Source organism: Clavibacter capsici (assembly GCF_001280205.1).
Lineage (GTDB): Bacteria > Actinomycetota > Actinomycetes > Actinomycetales > Microbacteriaceae > Clavibacter > Clavibacter capsici.
The window spans coordinates 735,043-754,514 of the sequence record NZ_CP012573.1; the positions used below are offsets into that span (position 1 = coordinate 735,043).

General features: G+C 74.5%; 11 protein-coding genes. 8 read left to right on the plus strand and 3 right to left on the minus strand.

Annotation, left to right across the window (positions count from 1 at the left end; all coding sequences use genetic code 11):
* Position 1: 1 nt before the first annotated feature.
* From AES38_RS03645 to AES38_RS03670, 6 genes are all read left to right on the plus strand, one after another.
* Positions 2-1,234 (plus strand): DUF1972 domain-containing protein, encoded by a 1,233-nt coding sequence (locus tag AES38_RS03645; RefSeq protein ID WP_053773831.1) that lies wholly within the window; start codon positions 2-4, stop codon positions 1,232-1,234.
* On the plus strand, positions 1,231-2,037 hold the full coding sequence (locus tag AES38_RS03650; RefSeq protein ID WP_053773832.1) for a CDP-alcohol phosphatidyltransferase family protein: 807 nt from the start codon (positions 1,231-1,233) through the stop codon (positions 2,035-2,037). Before AES38_RS03645 ends, AES38_RS03650 begins: the two co-directional genes overlap by 4 nt.
* Positions 2,034-3,275 (plus strand): glycosyltransferase family 4 protein, encoded by a 1,242-nt coding sequence (locus AES38_RS03655; protein WP_053773833.1) that lies wholly within the window; start codon positions 2,034-2,036, stop codon positions 3,273-3,275. Before AES38_RS03650 ends, AES38_RS03655 begins: the two co-directional genes overlap by 4 nt.
* A gap of 49 nt (positions 3,276-3,324) precedes the next feature.
* On the plus strand, positions 3,325-9,225 hold the full coding sequence (locus AES38_RS03660; RefSeq protein WP_053773834.1) for a LamG domain-containing protein: 5,901 nt from the start codon (positions 3,325-3,327) through the stop codon (positions 9,223-9,225).
* Between the two features lie 239 nt (positions 9,226-9,464).
* Positions 9,465-10,823, plus strand: coding sequence for a hypothetical protein (locus tag AES38_RS03665; RefSeq protein WP_053775650.1), 1,359 nt, complete (start codon positions 9,465-9,467; stop codon positions 10,821-10,823).
* Positions 10,820-12,208: a tyrosine-protein kinase domain-containing protein gene (locus AES38_RS03670; RefSeq protein ID WP_053773835.1), complete on the plus strand. Its 1,389-nt coding sequence runs from the start codon at positions 10,820-10,822 to the stop codon at positions 12,206-12,208. The genes AES38_RS03665 and AES38_RS03670 overlap by 4 nt, the downstream gene beginning before the upstream one ends.
* Positions 12,209-12,323: 115 nt before the next feature.
* Here AES38_RS03670 and AES38_RS03675 read toward each other — a convergent pair whose 3' ends face one another.
* Together AES38_RS03675 and AES38_RS03680 are read right to left on the minus strand one after the other, a co-directional pair.
* The gene (locus tag AES38_RS03675) at positions 12,324-12,971 is read right to left on the minus strand and encodes a hypothetical protein (RefSeq protein WP_053773836.1); all 648 of its coding nucleotides are present in this window, start codon (positions 12,969-12,971) and stop codon (positions 12,324-12,326) included.
* A gap of 199 nt (positions 12,972-13,170) precedes the next feature.
* The gene (locus AES38_RS03680) at positions 13,171-15,108 is read right to left on the minus strand and encodes a glycosyltransferase family 2 protein (RefSeq protein WP_053775651.1); all 1,938 of its coding nucleotides are present in this window, start codon (positions 15,106-15,108) and stop codon (positions 13,171-13,173) included.
* A 138-nt stretch (positions 15,109-15,246) separates the two neighbouring features.
* Here AES38_RS03680 and AES38_RS03685 point away from each other — a divergent pair, with 138 nt between their 5' ends.
* Together AES38_RS03685 and AES38_RS03690 are read left to right on the plus strand one after the other, a co-directional pair.
* On the plus strand, positions 15,247-16,296 hold the full coding sequence (locus tag AES38_RS03685; protein WP_053773837.1) for a glycosyltransferase family protein: 1,050 nt from the start codon (positions 15,247-15,249) through the stop codon (positions 16,294-16,296).
* Between the two features lie 181 nt (positions 16,297-16,477).
* Positions 16,478-18,085 carry a lipopolysaccharide biosynthesis protein gene (locus tag AES38_RS03690; protein WP_081001830.1) on the plus strand — a complete coding sequence of 536 codons (1,608 nt, stop codon included), beginning with the start codon at positions 16,478-16,480 and terminating at the stop codon, positions 18,083-18,085.
* Here AES38_RS03690 and AES38_RS03695 read toward each other — a convergent pair.
* Entirely contained in the window at positions 18,082-19,374 is a 1,293-nt protein-coding gene (locus AES38_RS03695; protein ID WP_053773838.1) for an endo-1,4-beta-xylanase, read from the minus strand. The two genes, AES38_RS03690 and AES38_RS03695, sit on opposite strands and share 4 nt — an antisense overlap.
* Between the last annotated feature and the right edge of the window lie 98 nt (positions 19,375-19,472).

Below are 19,472 nucleotides of genomic sequence, written 5' to 3' on the forward strand. Positions count from 1 at the left end.
AATGTCTGTCATCGAACCGCGTCGTCTCCGCATCGCCATGGTCGGCACCCGAGGGGTCCCCGCCGCCTACGGCGGATTCGAGACCGCCATCGAGGAGATCGGGCAGCGCCTCGCCGCCCGCGGCCACGACGTCACCGTCTACTGCCGCTCGGCGAACCGCTCGCGTCCCCGCACCCACCTCGGCATGACGCTCGTGCACCTGCCCGCGCTCAAGACCAAGTCGATCGAGACGCTCAGCCACACCGCGCTGTCCGCTATCCACCTCGCCCTCGGCAAGCGCCAGGACGCCGCCTTCGTGTTCAACGCCGCCAACGCGCCGTTCGTCCCCCTCATCCGCTCGCGCGGCGCGGCCACGGCCGTGCACGTGGACGGCCTCGAGTGGAAGCGCGGCAAGTGGGGCCGCATGGGCAAGAAGTACTACCGCGTGGCCGAGCAGATGGCGGTGAAGAACGCCGACGCGCTCATCTCCGACGCCCAGGGCATCGCCGACTACTACGACCACGAGTTCGGGATCCCCACGGAGCTGCTCACCTACGGCGCCAACATCCTGCGCGACCCCGCGAGCGACCGGCTCGCCGAGCTCGGCCTCGAGCCCGGCCAGTACCACCTCGTCGTCGCGCGCTTCGAGCCGGAGAACCACGTCGACGTCATCGTCGACGGGTACACCGCGTCGAAGGCGACCCTCCCGCTCGTCGTCGTCGGATCCGCGCCGTACTCCGCCGCGTACACCGACCGCATCGAGCAGGTCGCCTCGGCCGACCCCCGCATCCAGCGCCTCGGGGGCGTGTGGGACCAGGAGCAGCTCGACCAGCTCTACGCGCACGCGCTCACCTACGTCCACGGCCACTCGGTCGGCGGCACGAACCCGTCGCTGCTGCGCGCCATGGGCGCCGCGACCGCGACCCTCGCGAACGACAACGTCTTCAACCGCGACGTGCTCGGCGAGGACGGCCGCTTCTGGTCGGACGCCGCCGGCGTCGCCGCGCTCGTCGAGGGCGCCGAGGCCAACGCGTCGGAGGCCGTCGCGATCGGCCGCCGCCTGCAGGAGCGCGCCGAGGAGACCTACGACTGGGACGCCATCGCCGACGGCTACGAGGAGCTCGCCGCCCGCATGGTGCGCGGCTACTCGACCCGCGGCCTGAGCCGCGGCGTCCGCTCCGCCACGCGCTGGGAGCCGGAGCTGCGCGCGACGGACGCCGGCCGCACCTCCTTCCTCCTCGAGGAGAGCCGATGACCGCCACCGCCGCCGACCCGCGCGCCGAGTCGTACGCCGACGTCGTCCGCCGCCTGGCGAGCGCCCAGAAGAAGGCGGCCCGCGGGGCGCCCGCGTACTCGATCCGCGTCAACCGCCCGGCCGGGCGCCTGCTCGCCGCGTGGGCGTACCGCCAGGGGCTGACCCCGAACCAGGTGACCGCGATCAGCGCCGCCTTCACGTTCACGGGCATCGCGCTCGTCGCGCTGGTGCAGCCCGCCGCCTGGCTCGGCATCGCCGTGTGGCTGCTGCTCGCGGTGGGCTACGCGTTCGACTCGGCCGACGGCCAGGTCGCGCGCCTCCGCGGCGGCGGCTCGCTCTCCGGCGAGTGGCTCGACCACGTGGTCGACTGCATCAAGATCTCGTCGCTGCACCTCGCGGTGCTCGTGTCCATGTACCGCTGGCCCGCCACGGACTCCGACGCGTGGCTGCTCGTGCCCGTCGTCTACGCGATCGTGGCCGCCGCGAGCTTCTTCGCGATGATCCTCAACGACCAGCTCAAGCGCGTCCACCAGGTCGCGGGCGGCCCCGCGCCCGAGGCCGGCCGCTCGACGCTCCTGCGCTCGCTGCTCGTGATCCCCACCGACTACGGCTTCCTCTGCATCGTGTTCGCGCTGCTCGGCGCCCCGGTGGTGTTCCTCGCGGTATACGCGCTGATGATGCTGGCGAACGCGGGACACCTCGCGCTCGCGTCGGTGAAGTGGTTCCGCGACATGGGCGCGCTCGACGCGCGCCGTGCCGAGGCCGCCGCGGCGACCGCCGGATCCGCCCGGGTGAGCGCGTGACCGCGTTCGCCGGCGTCGAGCGCGCGCTCGCCGAGGCCGACGACGAGGGCGCGGACCTCCGCGGCCGCACCGTCCTCGTCGCGCACCCGAGCGCCGAGCTCTACGGATCCGACCGCGTGCTGCTCGAGAGCGTCGCGGGCCTCGTGTCCGCGGGCGCCCGCACGGTCGTGACCCTGCCGTCCGACGGCCCGCTGGTCGACGCCCTCACCGGCGTCGGCGCGGTCGTGCACCGCGCGCCCACGCCCGTGCTGCGGAAGGCGATGCTGCGCCCGCGCGGCTTCGCGTCCCTCGTCGGCCAGTCGGTCCGCGGCCTCTCCGCGGGCATCGGCCTCGTGCGGCGCACGCGGCCGGACGCGGTCTACGTCAACACCGTGACGATCCCGCTCTGGATCCTCGTCGGCCGCCTCACCGGCCGCCCGGTCCTCGCGCACGTGCACGAGGCGGAGGGATCCGCGTCGCGCGCGGTCGGCACGGCGCTCGCCCTGCCGCTCGCGCTCGCCACGAGCGTCGTCGCGAACAGCCGGTACAGCGTCGAGGTCCTCGGCCGCGCCCTCCCGCGGGTCGCGCGCCGGGCCGTGGTCGTGCACAACGGCGTGCCCGGCCCCGCGGACGTCGTGCCGGCGCGCGCGACGCTCGACGGCGGGCTGCGCGTGCTCTACGTCGGCCGCCTCTCCGACCGCAAGGGCGTGGACGTCGCCGTCGAGGCGATCGTGGAGCTCCGCGACCGCGGCGTCGCCGCGACCCTCGACATCGTGGGCGCCGTCTTCCCCGGCTACGAGTCGTACGAGGAGCAGCTGCGCACGACGATCCGCGTGCTCGACCTCGCGGACCGCGTCACGATGCACGGCTTCCACGCCGACGTGGCCCCGTTCGTGGCCGCCGCCGACGCGTGCGTCGTCCCCTCCCGGGTGGACGAGCCGTTCGGCAACACGGCCGTCGAGGCCCTGCTGGCCGCGCGGCCCGTGGTGGTCAGCGACACCTCCGGCCTCCGCGAGGCCGCGGGCGGGTACGAGTCGGCGCGCATGGTGCCGCCCTCGGATCCGGCCGCCCTCGCGGACGCCCTCCAGGACATCGCGACGGACTGGGACGCCTCCCGCGCCCGGGCCGCCCGCGACCGCTTCCGCGCCGAGCACCGGCACGGACCCGAGCTCTACCGGCGGCGCATCGCGCGGTCGGTGGGCACGATGCTCAGCGCCACGAAGCGCGTCGGCAGCCCCCGACCGGCCAGCACCCGCTGACCACCGGCACCCTCCCTCACCCGCTCCACCCACCCGAAGCAAGGACGAAATGAGCATCATCCCCTCCGCGGGACGTCGCCTGGCCGCGATGACCGCGGCCGCCGCGGTCATCCTGTCCGCGGTCGTGATCGCGCAGCCCGCGATGGCCGACTCCGCCCCGGTCGACCCGACGGATCCGCGGACGCCCGCGACCGTCACCGCCGACCCGCTGCCCACGACCCAGATCGACGGCGTCGCCTGGTCCCAGGTCGTCGTCGGCAACACGGTCTACGTGGCCGGCAAGTTCCAGAACGCGCGCCCCGCGGGCGCCGCTCCCGGCACGAACCTCACGCCCCGCAGCAACCTGCTCGCGTACGACATCCGCACGGGCGCGCTCATCACGTCCTTCGCGCCGAAGCTGAACGCCCAGGCGCTCCAGGTCACCGCGTCGCCCGACGGCTCGCGGATCTACGTGGTCGGCGACTTCACCGACATCGACGGCCAGGGCTTCTACCGCGCGGCGGCGTTCAGCACCGCGACCGGCAAGATCATCCCGTCCTTCCGCCCGATCATGGGCAGCCAGACCCGCACGGTGAGCGCCTCGAACGACACCGTGTACCTCGGCGGGACCTTCCAGAGCGTCAACGGCGCCGCTCGGAGCTTCCTCGCCGCGGTGTCCGCGGCGAACGGGAGCACCCTCCCGTTCGTCGCGGACGCGGACACGGTCGTGGACGCGCTCACCCTCACGAAGGACGCGTCCAAGCTCGTCGTCGGCGGCCGCTTCACGCAGCTGTCCGGCACGCCCACCTACGGGCTCGGCGCGGTCGACCCGTCCTCGGGCGCCGCGCTCCCGTGGGCCGCGAACCAGCAGGTCAAGAACGCCGGCAAGGAGTCCTCGATCACGAGCCTCTACGCGACGAGCGACCGGGTCTACGGATCCGGCTACACGTTCGGCGCGGGCGGCAACCTCGAGGGCGCGTTCTCGGCCGACCCGAACACCGGCGTCGTGAACTGGGTCGAGGACTGCCACGGGGACAGCTACTCGGTCTTCGCGACCGAGTCCGTCGCGTACGTCGCGGGCCACCCGCACTACTGCGGCAACATCGGCGGCTTCCCGCAGACCGACCCGTGGACGTTCCAGCACAGCATCGCCTTCAGCAAGCAGGCCACGGGCACGGCCACGGCCGACCCGTACGGCTACCACAACTGGGCCGGCACCCCGTCCCCGTCGCTGCTGAACTGGTTCCCGAAGTACGTCACGGGCTCCTTCACCGGCCAGGGCCAGGCGGCCTGGAGCGTCAACGGCAACGACGACTACGTCGTCGTCGGCGGCGAGTTCCCGTACGTGAACACCACCGCCCAGCAGGGCCTCGTGCGCTACGCGACCGCGAAGAACGCACCGAACAGGATCGGCCCGAACGGCAACGACCAGCTCGTGCCGAAGACGGTCTCGTACACGAAGGGCGAGGCGCGCGTCGCCTGGCAGGCCACGTTCGACCGCGACTCGACGCGCCTCACCTACAAGGTGATCCGCGACGGGAAGACCGCGACCCCCGTCTACCAGGTGACCCAGGACTCCACGTTCTGGCAGCGCCCCTCGATGGGCTTCATCGACAAGGGCCTCGTGCCCGGCAGCTCGCACACGTACAAGGTCGTCGTCACCGACGGGAACGGCAACGCGGTCGACCGCAACGCCGCCGCCCCGGTCGTCATCGCCGACCAGTCCGGCAGCGACGCCTACGCCCAGAGCGTGAAGGACGACGGCGCGACCGCGTACTACCCGCTCGACGAGAAGGACGGCACCGCCGGCCTCGACCACGTCGCGTTCGAGGACCTGCGGGTCGACAACGCGACCCGCGGCGCCGCGGGCCCGCTCGACGGATCCACCGCCACCACCTTCTCCGGCCAGGACGGGTCCTTCGCGGTCACGCCCCAGGCGGCGGTCTCGCCGAACACCTTCAGCGTGGAGTCGTGGGTCAGGACGACCTCGACCTCGGGCGGCAAGGTCGTCGGCTACGGCAACAACAGCACCGGCACCTCGGGCAACTACGACCGCATGGTCTACCTCGACAACGACGGCCGGATCTTCTTCGGCGTCTACACCGGCGCGACCCAGACGCTGAGCTCGGCCCCCGGGTTCAACGACGGCAAGTGGCACCAGATCGTCGCCACGATGAGCTCCGCGGGCATGAAGCTGTTCGTCGACGGCAAGCTCGTCGGCCAGCGCGCGGACACCACCGCCGGGCAGGACTACACGGGCTACTGGCGCGTGGGCGGCGACAACCTCGGCGGCTGGCCCAACCAGCCCCGGAGCTACCACCTCGCCGGCGACATCGCCCAGGTGTCGATCTACCCGACCGCCCTCACGCGCGCCGACGTCGTCGACCACCTGGTCGCGTCCGGCCGCACCTCGCCCATCCCGCCCGCGCCCGCGGACGCCTACGGCAAGGCCGTCTACGCGGCCGACCCGTCCTCCTACTGGCGCCTCGACGACGCCGACGGCGCGACGACCCTCAAGGACGCCGGGCAGAACGACGTCGGCGCGAACGTCGGACGCAACGTGCGCTTCGGCCAGGCGGGCGCCCTCTCGGGCTCCGTCGGCCAGGCGGCCGCGTTCTCCGACAGCATCGCGGTGAGCCAGCAGCGGGTCGCGAACCCGACCGCCTACTCGCTCGAGATGTGGTTCCAGACGACGACGACGCGCGGCGGCAAGCTGATCGGCTTCGGCGACAACGCGGATCCGTTCGCCTTCTCCGGCAGCTACGACCGCCACGTCTACATGCAGGACGACGGACGCCTGCAGTTCGGCACGTGGACGGGCCAGACCAACCTCGCGACCTCGCCCCGCGCCTACAACGACGGCCGGTGGCACCACATGGTCGCGTCGCAGGGATCCGACGGCCTGAAGCTCTACGTGGACGGCGACCTCGTCGGCCAGAACGGCCAGACGCAGGCGCAGGGCTACGACGGCTACTGGCGCATCGGCGGCGACAACACCTGGGGCTCCTCCAGCGGCACCTTCGAGGGCCGGATGGACGAGGTCGCGGTCTACCCGACCGTGCTCGCCCCCAGCACCGTCGCGACGCACTTCGCGCTCGGGACGACCGGCCGCGTGCCGAACCAGGCCCCGAAGGCCGCGTTCACGCAGCAGGCCGCGTTCCTCGACGCGTCGTACGACGCCGCCGGGTCCACGGACCCCGACGGCACGATCACGGGCTACGCCTGGGACTTCGGCGACGGCGTCCAGGCGTCCGGCGCGCAGCAGGCGCACGCCTACGCCGCGGCCGGCACCTACACGGTGACGCTCACGGTGACGGACGACCGCGGCGCGACGGACCGCACGCAGCAGGAGATCACCGTGAAGGCGGCGCCCGCGAACATCGCGCCGACCGCCGTGGTGACCGCCACCGCGACGGACCTCGACGCGAAGCTCGACGGATCCGCCTCCACGGACGCCGACGGCACCGTGGCCTCCTACGCGTGGGACTTCGGCGACGGCAGCACGGGCACCGGCCCGACGCCGACGCACGCCTACGCCGCGGGCGGCACCTACACGGTGACGCTGACGGTCACGGACGACAAGGGCCTCACGGGCACCGCGTCCACGCAGGTGCAGGTGACGGCGCCCCCGGTCAACCGGGAGCCCGTCGCGGTCATCGCGTCGACCACGACCGACCTGGTCGCGAACCTCGACGGCCGCGCCTCCAGCGACCCGGACGGCACCATCGCGTCCTACGCCTGGGAGTTCGGCGACGGGACGACCGGCACCGGTCCCTCCATCGCCCACCCGTACGCGAAGGCCGGCACCTACACGGTCGCGCTCACGGTGACGGACGACACGGGCGCGACCGGTCGCACGACCGCGAGCGTCACGGTCACCGCCCCGCCCGTGAACCAGGCGCCCGTCGCCGCGTTCACGAGCACCGCGGCGGGCCTCGTCGCGACCCTCGACGCCTCCGCGTCGAGCGACCCCGACGGCACCGTGGCCTCCTGGTCCTGGGCCTTCGGCGACGGGACCACCGGCACGGGCCGCACCACGTCCCACGCCTACGCGGCGGCCGGCACCTACGCCGTGTCGCTCACGGTGACGGACGACAAGGGCCTCGCCACGACGAGCACCTCGCAGGTGACCGTCCAGGCGCCCGCGTCGAACGTGCTCGCGCAGGACGCGTTCGGCCGCACGGTCGCGCAGGGCTGGGGCACGGCGGACCTCGGCGGCGCCTGGCGCGTCACCGGCGGCACCAGCATCGTCAAGGTGCAGGACGGCACGGGCCAGGTCGTCTCGCCGAAGGGCGAGACCCGCACGATGAGCCTCGACGCGGTCTCCACCACGTCGTCGGACATCAGCGCGACCTTCTCGCTCGACTCCGTCCCCACCGGCGGCGGCTCCTACACCCGGGTCGTCTCGCGCCAGGTCGGCTCGGCCTTCTACCAGACGCAGGTCTGGGTCAAGGCGACCGGGCAGGTCCAGCTGGTGCAGTCGGAGGGCTCGGCGACCGTCGGGTCGTACATCCTCCCCGGCACCACGTACCAGGCCGGCCAGCAGCTCCGCGTCCGCGTCCTGACGACCGGCACCTCGCCGACCACCGTCAAGGCGAAGGTGTGGGTCGCCGGCCAGGCCGAGCCCGCCGCGTGGCAGACGAGCGTCACCAGCTCGACCGCCGCGCTGCAGGCCGCGGGCTCCGTCGGGATCCAGACCTACCTCTCGGGGTCGGCGACGGCTCCCGTCACGACGCGGATCGACGACCTGGTCGTCAGCCGCGACGGCCAGGCGCCCGCGCCGGTGCCGGCGAACCAGGCCCCGACGGCGGCGTTCACGTCGACGTCGAAGGACCTGACGGCGTCGTTCGACGGATCCACCTCGGCGGACGCCGACGGCACGGTCGCGTCGTACGCCTGGAGCTTCGGCGACGGGACGACGGGCACGGGCAGGACGGTCGACCACGCCTACGCCGCGGCGGGCACCTACGCGGTGTCGCTCACGGTGACGGACGACAAGGGCCTCGTCTCGGCGAAGAAGGACGGCACGGTCACGGTGACCGCGCCGGTCGTCACTCCGGTGCCGGCCAACCAGGCCCCGACGGCGGCGTTCACGTCGACCGCCAAGGACCTGACGGCGTCGTTCGACGGATCCACCTCGGCGGACGCGGACGGCACGGTCGCCTCGTACGCCTGGAGCTTCGGCGACGGGACGACGGGCACCGGCAAGACGGTCGACCACGCCTACGCCAAGGCCGGCACCTACGCGGTGTCGCTCACGGTGACGGACGACAAGGGCCTCGCCTCGGCGAAGAAGGACGGCACGGTCACGGTGACCGCGCCGGTCGTCACGCCGCCCGCCGCCGGGATCCTCGCGCAGGACACCTTCACCCGCACCGCCGCGAACGGCTGGGGCACGGCGGAGACCGGGGGCGCCTGGCGCATCACCGGCAACGCGTCGATCCTCAAGGTGCAGGACGGGAAGGCGCAGGTCGCCAGCCCCGCCGGCGAGACCCGCACCGCGAGCCTCGACGCCGTGAGCACCACCGCATCGGACGCCCAGGTGGTCTTCGCGCTCGACAAGGTGCCCACGGGCGGCGGCGCGTACGTGCGGATCAACTCGCGCCAGGTCGGCACGGCCACGTACCAGACGCAGGTCTGGGTGCGGTCGACCGGCCAGGTCATGATCGTGCAGTCGGAGAACGGGACCAACCTGAGGTCGGTCGTCGTGCCGAACCTCACGTACACGGCCGGGCAGCAGCTCCGCGTCCGCGTGCAGGTCACGGGCACGTCGCCCACCACGATGAACGCGAAGGTCTGGCCCGTCGGCCAGGCCGAGCCGACGGCGTGGCAGTCGACGACGACCGGATCCCTGGCCGCCCTGCAGACCGCGGGCACGTTCGGGATCCAGACGTACCTGTCGAGCTCGGCGGCCGGGCCGGTCGCGTTCACGCTCGACGACCTGCTGGTCACGGACGGCACGGCCCGCTGACCCGGACCGGTCGACCGGCCGCTCGTCGCGGGCGGGTCCTCCTCGGAGGGCCCGCCCGCGCGATCGCGTGAGGGGACCGCACGACCGCACGACCCGGACGGGGGGACCCGGACGGGACCTGCCGCCTCCGGCGCCGGGGATAATCGACGAGGGCGACGCGCCCGGGATGCACACGAGGGGGGACACGCGATGCCGCACGCGCACGTCCGTCCCGCCTCCGCCCTCGTCCGGTGCCGCTCGTGAGCGCGCTCCTCGCGGGCGACGGCGTCGAGCGCCTCCTCCTCGCGGGCGTCGCGCTCCTGGGCGGGATCCTGCTCCTCCTCCTGCTGCGCCGGGCGCCGCGGCTCGCCGTGGCCCTCTGGCTCGCCGCCCTGTGCCTCGCACCCATCTGGGCCGGCGTCTCCGTGGCCGGCACCTACCTGCCGCCCGCGACGCTCATGGCGCTCGTGGTGATCCTCGCGGCCCTGCCCGTGCCGGGCTTCCGCGTCTCGCCGCTCGACCTCGTCGTCGTCCTGACGGCGGCCGCGGGCGTCGCCGGGGTGCTGGTGGGCGGGGGCACGGGCGTCGCGGTGCCGGCCCTCGTCACGTTCCTCACCTACGGCCTCAGCGGCTACCTCCTCGGCCGGATCGTGGTCCACCGGGTCGGGATGGCGCACCTGCACGCGGCCGTCGCCGTCGCGTTCACGGTCGTCGCGGTGCTCGCGGTCGTCGAGTTCGCGCTCACCTGGAACCCGTTCGTGCTGATCCCGGGCAGCGCCAGCCTCCGGGAGACGTGGGCGACGCTGCAGATCCGCGGCGGCGTCGTCCGGGCCGAGGGCGCGTTCGGCCACTCCATCGCGCTCGGCTGCAGCCTCGCCATCGCGATCCCGCTGACCCTCGCCGCCCGCTTCCCCCTCCCCGTGCGGCTCGCGATGACCACGGTGCTCCTCCTCGGCACGGTGGTCACGTTCAGCCGCGTCGGCATGCTCACCGCGCTCCTCGGCCTCGTGCTGTCGATCGTCTTCCTGCGCGACGCGATCTCGCTCCGCGTGCGCGTAGCCGTCTCCCTCGCCGTGATCGCCGTGGTCGCGGCCGTCGCGCCCTTCGTGCAGACCGTCTTCGAGGACGCCGGCACGGAGGCCACGAACAGCTCCGACTACCGCGGCGACCTCTACACGCTCATCCCGGGCATGCGGATCATCGGGCCGGCCGCCTCCGCCCAGCGCCTCACCGACGGGCGCGTGTTCTACGGCGACTTCCGCTCGATCGACAGCCAGCTCATCCTCACGGGCCTGACCTCCGGCCTCCTGGTCGCCGGCGCCGCCCTCGTGGCCCTCGCGGTCGGGGTGGGGCTCGTGCTCCGGGGACGCGCCACCGCGGCGACCATCGCGCTCGTCGCGCAGATCCCCGCGCTCGCCACGGTCGCGCTCATCACCCAGTACGCGACGCTCGTGTGGTTCCTCGCCGGCGTCGCGGCGACCAGCCAGGTCCTCCGCCGCGACACGGCCCCCGCGCCGCCGCCCGATCCCGTCCCGTCCTCGGCCGACCCCGCCGCCCGTCCCGACCCCGCGCGCACCACCGCCCTCCCGCCTCTACCCGAGAGAACCCCCTCACGATGACGCTCCACGAGTCCACCGCCCTGCTCCGCCGCCTCTGGTACGTCGTCGTCGCCGCGACGCTCGTCGGGGGCGGGGTCGCGTACGGCCTGTCCCAGCTCGCGACGCCCGTGTACACCGCGCAGTCGCGGCTCTACTTCTCGCTGAGCAGCGGATCCAGCGCGAGCGACCTCAACCAGGGCGCCACCTACACGCAGAGCCAGATGCTGTCCTTCGGCGAGCTGGCGGAGTCGCCCGCGGTGCTCGAGCCCGTGATCACGCGCCTCGGCCTCGACGTGACGCCGCAGGAGCTCGCGCGCGCGGTCACCGTCACGACGCCGCAGAACACCGTGATCATGGAGATCAGCGTGACCGAGCCGTCGCCGGCCGAGGCCGCCGACATCGCGAACGCCGTCGCCGCGAGCCTGCGCGACACCGCGGAGTCGTACGCGCCGAAGGGCGCGGAGGGGTCGCCCACGGTGTCGGTGCGCGTGATCCAGGAGGCCCCCGAGCCCCAGAGCCAGTCGGCCCCGAACGCCCGCACGAACACGCTCGCGGGCCTGCTCCTGGGCTTCCTCGCGGGGCTCCTCGGGCTCGCGCTCGTGCGCCTGCTCGACACGCGGGTCCGCTCGGCCGAGGCCGTCGCGCACCTCACCCCGGCGCCGCTGCTCGGCGCCCTCGAGCGCGAGCGCGGGGTCACCGGGCTCGCGATGGCGGTCCGCCCGCTGTCGACCGCGGCCGAGGGCTTCCGCCAGCTGAAGGCCAACCTGCGCTTCGTGCTCCTCGGCGACCGGTCGTCGAGCATCGTCGTGACCTCCTCGATCCCCGGCGAGGGCAAGTCCACCGTCGCGACGAACCTCGCGCTGTCGCTCAGCGAGGGCGGGCGGCGCGTGCTGCTCGTCGACGCCGACCTCCGTCGTCCCGTCGTCGCGCAGTACCTCGGCCTCGTCGGCGACGCGGGCCTCACCACCGTGCTCGTCGGACAGGCCCTGCTCGAGGAGGTCGTGCAGCCGTGGGGCGACGGCACCCTCGAGGTGCTGACCTCCGGCGAGATCCCGCCGAACCCGAGCGAGCTGCTCGCGTCCGCGCGCATGGAGGAGCTCCTCGTCCGGGCGCGGGCGACCTACGACGTCATCGTGATCGACACCGCCCCGCTCATCGCGGTGGCGGACGCGGCCTTCGTGGCGCGCATGACGGACGGCGCGATCGTCGTCGCCGACCAGACGCGCGTGCACCGCGCCCAGCTCTCCGAGGCGCTCGACGCGGTCGAGAAGTCGGGCGGATCGGTGCTGGGCGTCGTCCTCAACAAGGTGCGGCCCACGAAGGACAAGCGCGCGTACTACCGCGCGGAGACGGAGCGGGCGGGGCGCGCGGCCCGCAAGGCGCGGCGGGAGCCGGCCGCCCGCTGACGGGCGGGACGACGAGGGGCGCGGCCGGGATCCGGCCGCGCCCCTCGTGTCGGTGCGGGTGGTGCTGCGCTGCGGGTGGTGCTGCGCCGCGGATCGCGCGGCGGTGCGCTCGCCGCTACTGGAAGACGACGACCGGCGATGAGGCGTCGCGCGCCACGACCACGCTGATCGCGTCGGCGGACGCGGCCGGCACGCTGAACACGTAGTCGCCGGTCGCGGAGGCGCCGGGCTCGATCGAGCCGCGGATCACCGTGTCGGAGTCGGCGGGCGTGGCGGGCGTGCGGTCGGCGCCGTAGAAGACGGTGACGGCCACGGCGTCGACCGGGACGGCCTCGCCCGTGACGTTCACGAGCTCGAGCCGCACGTCGACCGCGTCGCCGCTCAGCTCGCCCACGCGGCCGCCGTCCGTGGTGGTCGGGGTGACCTGCACGATGCGGGCCTGGATCGAGCCCGGGAAGGTCGCGGTCTCGTCGAGGCCGACCGTGGTCGCGACCTCCTGGCCGAGCGCCCGGGTGTCGCCCTCGGGCAGCGGGGCCGGGGCCTCGGTGGCGCCCGCGGTGGGGGCGACGTCGGACCACTCCGTCGTGTCCGCGGCGGCCGCGGGGGAGTCGGATCCGGATCCGTTCACGACGGCCGTGCCGACCACGGCGGCGACCGCGAGGATGGAGGCGGCGCCGATCACGGCGACGGTGGTGCGGCGGCTGCGGCGTCGGCGCTCGCGGCGCGGACGCAGGTCGGACGGGGTGCTCTCGGGTGCGGGCATGGCCTTCTTCGCTCGTCGGGTACGGCGGAAGACGGGCCCGACGACCAGGGCGGGTCGGCGGCGCGGGGCGGGCGGGCGATGGGTGGTCGACCGGCGCAGGGTTCCGGGTCTTCTGCCCTCGCATAGTACGTCCGCGGGCGCGCGCCGACGAGTCCCCCGTCCAGGGGAGGACGCCGCCGGACGAGCCGCGTGGATCCGCTCAGTCGCGCCGCGCGTACTCCTGGTACGACCAGCCGAACGCGCCCGCCACCATGCCGGCGCCGCGCGCGAGCGTGCGGGTGCCCTTGGCGCGGTGGGCGAGGCTGCCCGTGGCGGCGCCCACGGCGATCCGCGCGGTGCCGCCGAGCGCGCGCACGAGGCCGCGGGCGGCGGCGTCGGCGCGGGTCCGCGTGCGGGCGACGGGCGATCCCGACGCGAGCGCGACCGAGGTCAGGCTCCACGAGTTGCCGCTGCTGAACGCGCGGAGGACCACCCAGCGGCGGGTGGTGCGCTCGCGCGGCACGACGTCCACGACGCCCGCCTCGGCGCACCAGGTGAGGAGGCCGCCGGACGCGACGAGCTGCCGGGTGAACAGCGTGTCCTCGCCGCCCTGCGTGCCGAGGTCCACGTCGAAGCGCAGCCCGGCCGCGCGCACGGCGCGGAGGTCGAGCAGGAGGTTGTTGGTCGCGGCGACCTCGAGGCGCGTGCCGGTGGCCGGTCGGCGCCGGACGAAGAACCCGCCGGCGCGCACCCACGCGTCGGGCTCGACCTCGTGCTCGCTCCGCACGGGACCGGCCACGCCGGCGCTGCCCGTGGCCTGGCGGGCGCGGACGAGGGCGGCGAGCCAGCCCGGATCCGGCCGCTCGTCGTCGTCGAGGAACACCAGCAGGTCGTCGCCCCGGGCCTCGTCGAGCGCGCGGTTCCGGGCCGCCGAGATGCCGGGCGTCGGCTCGTGCACGTAGGCGATCGGCGCGGCGGAGTCGGCGGCCGCGTCCTCCACGGCCGCGCCGGCGCCGCCCGCGGGGTCGTTGTCGACCACGACGATCCGCACCGAGCGGGGGAGCGTCGGGTCGGCCTCCGCGGCCTCGCGCAGCTCCGCGGCCTGCGCGGCGACGAGGGGCAGCACGGCGCGGATGTCGTCGGGCCGGCGGTAGGTGAGGACCGCGACCACGAGCGAGGAGGCGGGCGCGGCGGGGCCGGATCCGGCGGGAGCGGCGGTCGGCGCCGGCGACGGCACCGCACGCCAGCCGCCGGAGAGCCGGTACCCGTCGACGATCCCGCGCACGGCCGCCGACACCGGCGCCACCGGGTGCGCGAACTGCCGCCGCCCGCCCTGCAGCAGCACCTCGTACGCGATCACGGGCGTGAGCAGCCGCCAGCGGCGGAGCGCCCGGGCGTCGAGGTGGCGGGCCCCGTAGAGGAGCCGGTTCCGGACGTTGTGGTAGTAGTACGTGCCCGACTTCGCCTGGCCCGCGCTCGCGTGCCCGGCGCTCTGCGTGCCGCCCTCGGCGTGCACGGCCACGGCGTCCTCCACGACCCGCAGGCGTCCGCCCGCCTCCACGACCTTGCGCGACAGGTCCACGTCCTCCCAGTAGAGGAAGTAGTCGTCGGAGAAGCCGCCGACGCGCGTCCACAGCTCGTCGGTCACGAGCAGGCACGCGCCCGTCAGCCACGGCTCGACCGCCTGGCCCGGGTGCTGCGCGCGCCGGGCGGCGGAGCGGATCCGGCCGTCGGCGAGGTAGAGGTCGGATCCGCGGAACCACGTGCTGCCGTCCGGCCGGAGGATGAGCGGGGCCACGAGGGTGAGCGGGTCCGCCGCCACGGCGTCGCGCAGCACGGCGAGCTGGTCGGGCTCGATGGTCGCGTCCGGATTGAGCAGCAGGAACTCCCGCGCGCCGAGGTCGCGCGCCGCGGCCACGCCGATGTTCATGCCGGTCCCGAAGCCCGTGTTCGCGTCCGGGTACACGCCGTGCACGCGCGTCGACGGATGCGCGGCGAGCTCCCGCACGCGCTCCCGCTCGGCGTCGGTCGTGCGGTTGTCGACGACCACGAGCAGCGCGTCGCCCAGGCGCTCGACGAGTGGCAGCACGTTCTCGCGCACGAGGTCGGCGGATCCGTAGTTCACGACCACGACGGCGAGCAGGGCGGGGCGGGGCATGGGCATCCCATCGGTCGGGCGCGTGCAGCGGGCCTCGGCCGCGGGTACGGGCGAGTGGTGGCATAGTCTATTTCCTCGACCGATGAGCCCGTGGGCGAGCCCGACGCCCCGCCGCCGGTCGACCCGCCCAGGAGCGCCATGACCGTCCCCTCCCGTCCGCCCGGCCGCGACCTCGTCGTGCTGCAGTCCTCGCAGGCGCCGCGCCCCACGACGAACCCGTACATCGTGATGCTCGGCCGCGCGCTCGCCGCGACGCCCGGCGTCCGCCCGCTGCACTTCAGCTGGCGGACCGCGCTGCTCGCCCGCTACGACGTGTTCCACGTGCACTGGCCCGAGATCCTCGTCGACGGCCACAGCCCGCTGAAGAAGGCCGTGCGCCAGGCGCTCACGGTCGCGCTCCTCGCGCGGCTGACGCTCCGGCGGATCCCGATCGTCCGCACGGTCCACAACCTCGAGCGACCGCAGGGGATCAGCCGCCGCGAGTCGCTGCTGCTCGCGCTCATGGAGCGGATGACCACGCTGCGCCTCCGCGTGAACCCGGTCACGGAGATCCCGGCCGACCAGCCGCACGCCACGATCCTGCACGGCCACTACCGCGACTGGTTCCGCGACGAGCCGCGCGAGGAGGCCGTGCCCGGCCGCCTCGGCTACGTCGGCCTCGTCCGCCGGTACAAGGGCGTCGAGCAGCTCGTCGCGGCGTTCCGCGGCGCGGGGGACGCGGGCGCCGACCTGTCGCTGCGCATCGGCGGCAACCCGTCCACCGAGGAGCTCGCCGACACGGTCCGCGCGCTCGCCGCGGGCGACGACCGCATCCGGCTCGACCTGCGCTTCCTGTCCGACGCCGAGCTCGTCGAGATCGTCACCTCCTCCGAGATCGTGGTGCTGCCGTACCGGTTCATGCACAACTCGGGCGGCGCCCTCGCGGCGCTCTCGCTCGACCGGCCGGTGCTCGTGCCCGACAACGCCGTGAACCGGGCGCTCGCCGCGGAGGTCGGGCCGGGCTGGATCCACCTGTTCGACGGCGACCTGACCCCCGATGAGCTGCTCCGCGCCACGGAGGCGGTGCGCACGGGGGCCCGCTCGGCGTCGCCCGACCTCGCGGGCCGCGACTGGGATCGCGCGGGCACGGCGCACGCGTCCGCGTACCGGCGGGCGCTCCGGATCCGCCGCGGGGTCGAGCGGGGCTGACCCGCGCCACCGGCCCCCGCGTTCTGGGGCTGATCGCCGCGCCGACCGTCCCGTACGCTGGCGCACGGACCGCGTACCCGCGCGATCCCACCCGCAACCCGCACCCGAGCTCGCGGCGCCCCGGCTGTCACCCGCAGCCGACCCGGTCGCCACCCCCTCCTCGACCCGACGACGGAGCCCCATGCCCCCCGCCCTGCCCGGCGACCCCTCCGCGGCGTCCGCCCCGGCGCCCGAGACGCCGCCCGCCGCCACGCAGGGCCTCGGCGCCCGAGCCGCCCGCGGCGCCCTCGTCACGATCGGCGCGCAGCTCGTCCGGATCCTCATCCAGGTCGCGTCCGTCGTCGTGCTCGCGCGGCTCCTCACGCCCACCGACTACGGCCTGCTCGCGATGGTCCTCGCGATCATCGGCGTCGGCGAGATCTTCCGCGACTTCGGCCTCTCCAACGCGGCCATCCAGGCGCGCGAGCTCAGCCGCGGCCAGCGCGACAACCTCTGGTGGATCAACGCCGGCATCGGCCTCGTGCTCGCCGCCCTCGTGTTCTGCGCCGCCTGGCCGCTCGCCGCGGTCTTCGGCCACGACGAGCTGATCCCCATCGCCCACGTCCTCAGCCTCACCTTCGTCGTCAACGGGCTCGCCACCCAGTACCGCGCGAGCCTCACCCGCAGCCTCCGGTTCCGGGCGCTCGCGACCGCCGATGTCACCGCGCCCGCGATCGCGCTGCTCGTCGCGATCGGCGGCGCGCTCCTCGGCTGGGGCTACTGGGCGCTCGTGGCCCAGCAGCTGACGCAGACGGTCGTGCTGCTGGCCCTCGCGGTCGGCTCCGCGCGGTGGATCCCGCGCCTCCCGAGCCGCAGCGAGCCCATGGGCCCGCTGCTGCGCTTCGGCTGGAACATGGTGTCGAGCCAGATGGTCGGCTACGTCAGCAACAACATCGACACCTTCCTCGTGGGCCTCCGCTTCGGCGCGGGATCGCTCGGCATCTACAACCGTGCGTTCCAGCTGCTCATGACGCCGCTCGCGCAGATCCGCAGCCCCCTCACGACCGTCGCGATCCCGGTGCTCTCCCGCCTCGCCGACGAGCAGCGCCGCTTCGCCGACTACGTGGCGCGCGGGCAGCTCGCCCTCGGCTACACGCTCGGCGCGGGCCTCGGCCTCGTCGCGGCGACGGCCGTCCCGATCACCGCGGTGTTCCTCGGGCCGCAGTGGGACAGCGTCGCGCCGATCCTCCGCCTCCTCGCCATCGCCGGGATCTTCGACACCCTCGCCTTCGTCGGCTACTGGGTCTACGTCTCGCGCGGCCTCACGGGCGACCTCTTCCGCTTCTCGCTGCTGAGCGCCGCCGTGAAGGTGACGACCATCCTCGTCGGATCCTCCTTCGGCATCGTCGGCATCGCCGCCGGGTACGCGGCCGCGCCCGCCATCTGCTGGCCGATCTCGCTGTGGTGGCTCTCCCGGAAGGCGCCGATCCCCACGCGCCGCCTCTACATGGGCGCCCTGCGGATCATCGGCGTCGTGGGCGGCGTCAGCGTCGCGACGGGCGTGCTCCTCGCGACCGTGGACACCGGATCCGCCGTGCTCCAGCTCCTCGCGGGCGTGGGCACGACCGTGGCGCTGTACGCGCTCGCCGTCGCGCTCGTCCCGGCGGTGCGCCGCGACGTGCGCGGGGTGCTCGACCTCGCGCGCGTGCTCCCGAAGGCGCGACGGGGGAGCGGCACCGCGCCGACGCCGACGGTCGCTCCCGAGCCCGCCGCCGCGGACGCCGACGAGGGCGCCCGCGTCCCGTCCTAGCCGAGCGTCGCGTCGACCTCCGACGCGCCCGCCGCGACCGCGACGACCGCCTCCCGTCCCGCGTGCGCCACCCGCACCCCGCCCGCGAACGCGGTGACCCGCACGCGGCCGTCCGCATCCGTCCGCAGGGTGGTCGGCGCGAGCCGCCACTCCTCGCGGATCAGCCGGCGGAGCGCCTCGTACGACGGCTTCGGCGTGCCGTCCGCGCGCACCAGGCCGCCCGGCGCACCAAGCCACATGCCGTCGTCGGTGAGGCCCCAGTAGGTGATCGCCGCCACCGCCGGGTGCCCCACGAGCGAGCGGTAGTGCCGCTCGACCTCGTCCGCCTGGCGCTCCTCGCCCGCGGGCGTGGACGGCCAGCTCGTCACCCGGAAGTCGTTGAGGTCGGTGATCTCGGGCGGCATCGGGTCGCCCGAGAGGAGCGTCGTCTCGGTCATGTGGATCGGCAGCCCGAACCGCGCGAACCGGTCGACGATGCCGAGCACCTGCTCCTCGCCGCGGTACCCCTGGTGCATGTGCGTCTGCAGCCCGATCGCGTCGACCTCGATGCCCGCGCCCAGCACCTCCTCGATGAGCTCCTCGTACGCGGGCGAGAGGTCGAAGTCGTTGAGGATCAGCGTCGCCGCCGGGTTCGCGGCACGCGCCTCCTCGAAGGCCATGCGCACCATCGCGAGCCGGCCGCGCGCCGCCGCGAGCCGGGTGATCCCGTTGTCCTCGCGGTCGAAGACCGGCATGATCACGGCCTCGTTGATGGCGTCCCAGGTGTCGACCAGCCCGGCGAAGCCGCCCACGTCGCGCCGGATCCGCTCCCGCTGCACGCGCTCCACCTCGTCGAGCGGCAGGTCGAGCAGCCACGGCGCCGTGACCGTGTGCCAGACGAGGGGGTGCCCCTTCACGTCGACGCCGCGCTCGCGCAGCCAGCGCGCGGTCGTGAGCAGCCGCTCCGTGTCGGGCTTCCCGCGCACGGGCTCGAACCGGCCCCAGTAGAAGGGGAGGGTGGCCGTGTCGAACAGGGCGAGCCACTGCTCCGCGAGCCGCTCGAGGCCCTCGAGGCCCGCGCCGCCGAAGGTCTCCACGCCCGCCTGCGCCGGATCCGTCTCGCCGTTCGCGAGCGGGATGAGGTCGAAGCCGATGTTGCCGAACGCGATGTCCTGCGAGGCCTGCTCGACGACGACGTCCGCCTCGGCGACCGGCTGCCCGTCGGCCCCGCGGACCGTGATCACCGCCTCGGCCCGGCGGGCGTCGGGGATCGCGGTCGGTCGGCGGGAGGCGGATGGCGTGGCGGGCATGGGTCCCTCTCGGGGTCGGCGCCACGCGCCCGGCGGCCCGGCGCCGCGAGGCGGCGCGGATGGGGACGGGCCGCGGACGGATGCGTCGGTGCGGTCGT

Coding starts and splice junctions, on each gene's coding strand:
- AES38_RS03645 (WP_053773831.1), top strand. CDS start 2: ATGTCTGTCATCGAACCGCGTCGTCTCCGCATCGCCATGGTCGGCACC.
- AES38_RS03650 (WP_053773832.1), top strand. CDS start 1,231: ATGACCGCCACCGCCGCCGACCCGCGCGCCGAGTCGTACGCCGACGTC.
- AES38_RS03660 (WP_053773834.1), top strand. CDS start 3,325: ATGAGCATCATCCCCTCCGCGGGACGTCGCCTGGCCGCGATGACCGCG.
- AES38_RS03670 (WP_053773835.1), top strand. CDS start 10,820: ATGACGCTCCACGAGTCCACCGCCCTGCTCCGCCGCCTCTGGTACGTC.
- AES38_RS03675 (WP_053773836.1), bottom strand. CDS start 12,971: ATGCCCGCACCCGAGAGCACCCCGTCCGACCTGCGTCCGCGCCGCGAG.
- AES38_RS03680 (WP_053775651.1), bottom strand. CDS start 15,108: ATGCCCCGCCCCGCCCTGCTCGCCGTCGTGGTCGTGAACTACGGATCC.
- AES38_RS03685 (WP_053773837.1), top strand. CDS start 15,247: ATGACCGTCCCCTCCCGTCCGCCCGGCCGCGACCTCGTCGTGCTGCAG.
- AES38_RS03690 (WP_081001830.1), top strand. CDS start 16,478: ATGCCCCCCGCCCTGCCCGGCGACCCCTCCGCGGCGTCCGCCCCGGCG.
- AES38_RS03695 (WP_053773838.1), bottom strand. CDS start 19,374: ATGCCCGCCACGCCATCCGCCTCCCGCCGACCGACCGCGATCCCCGAC.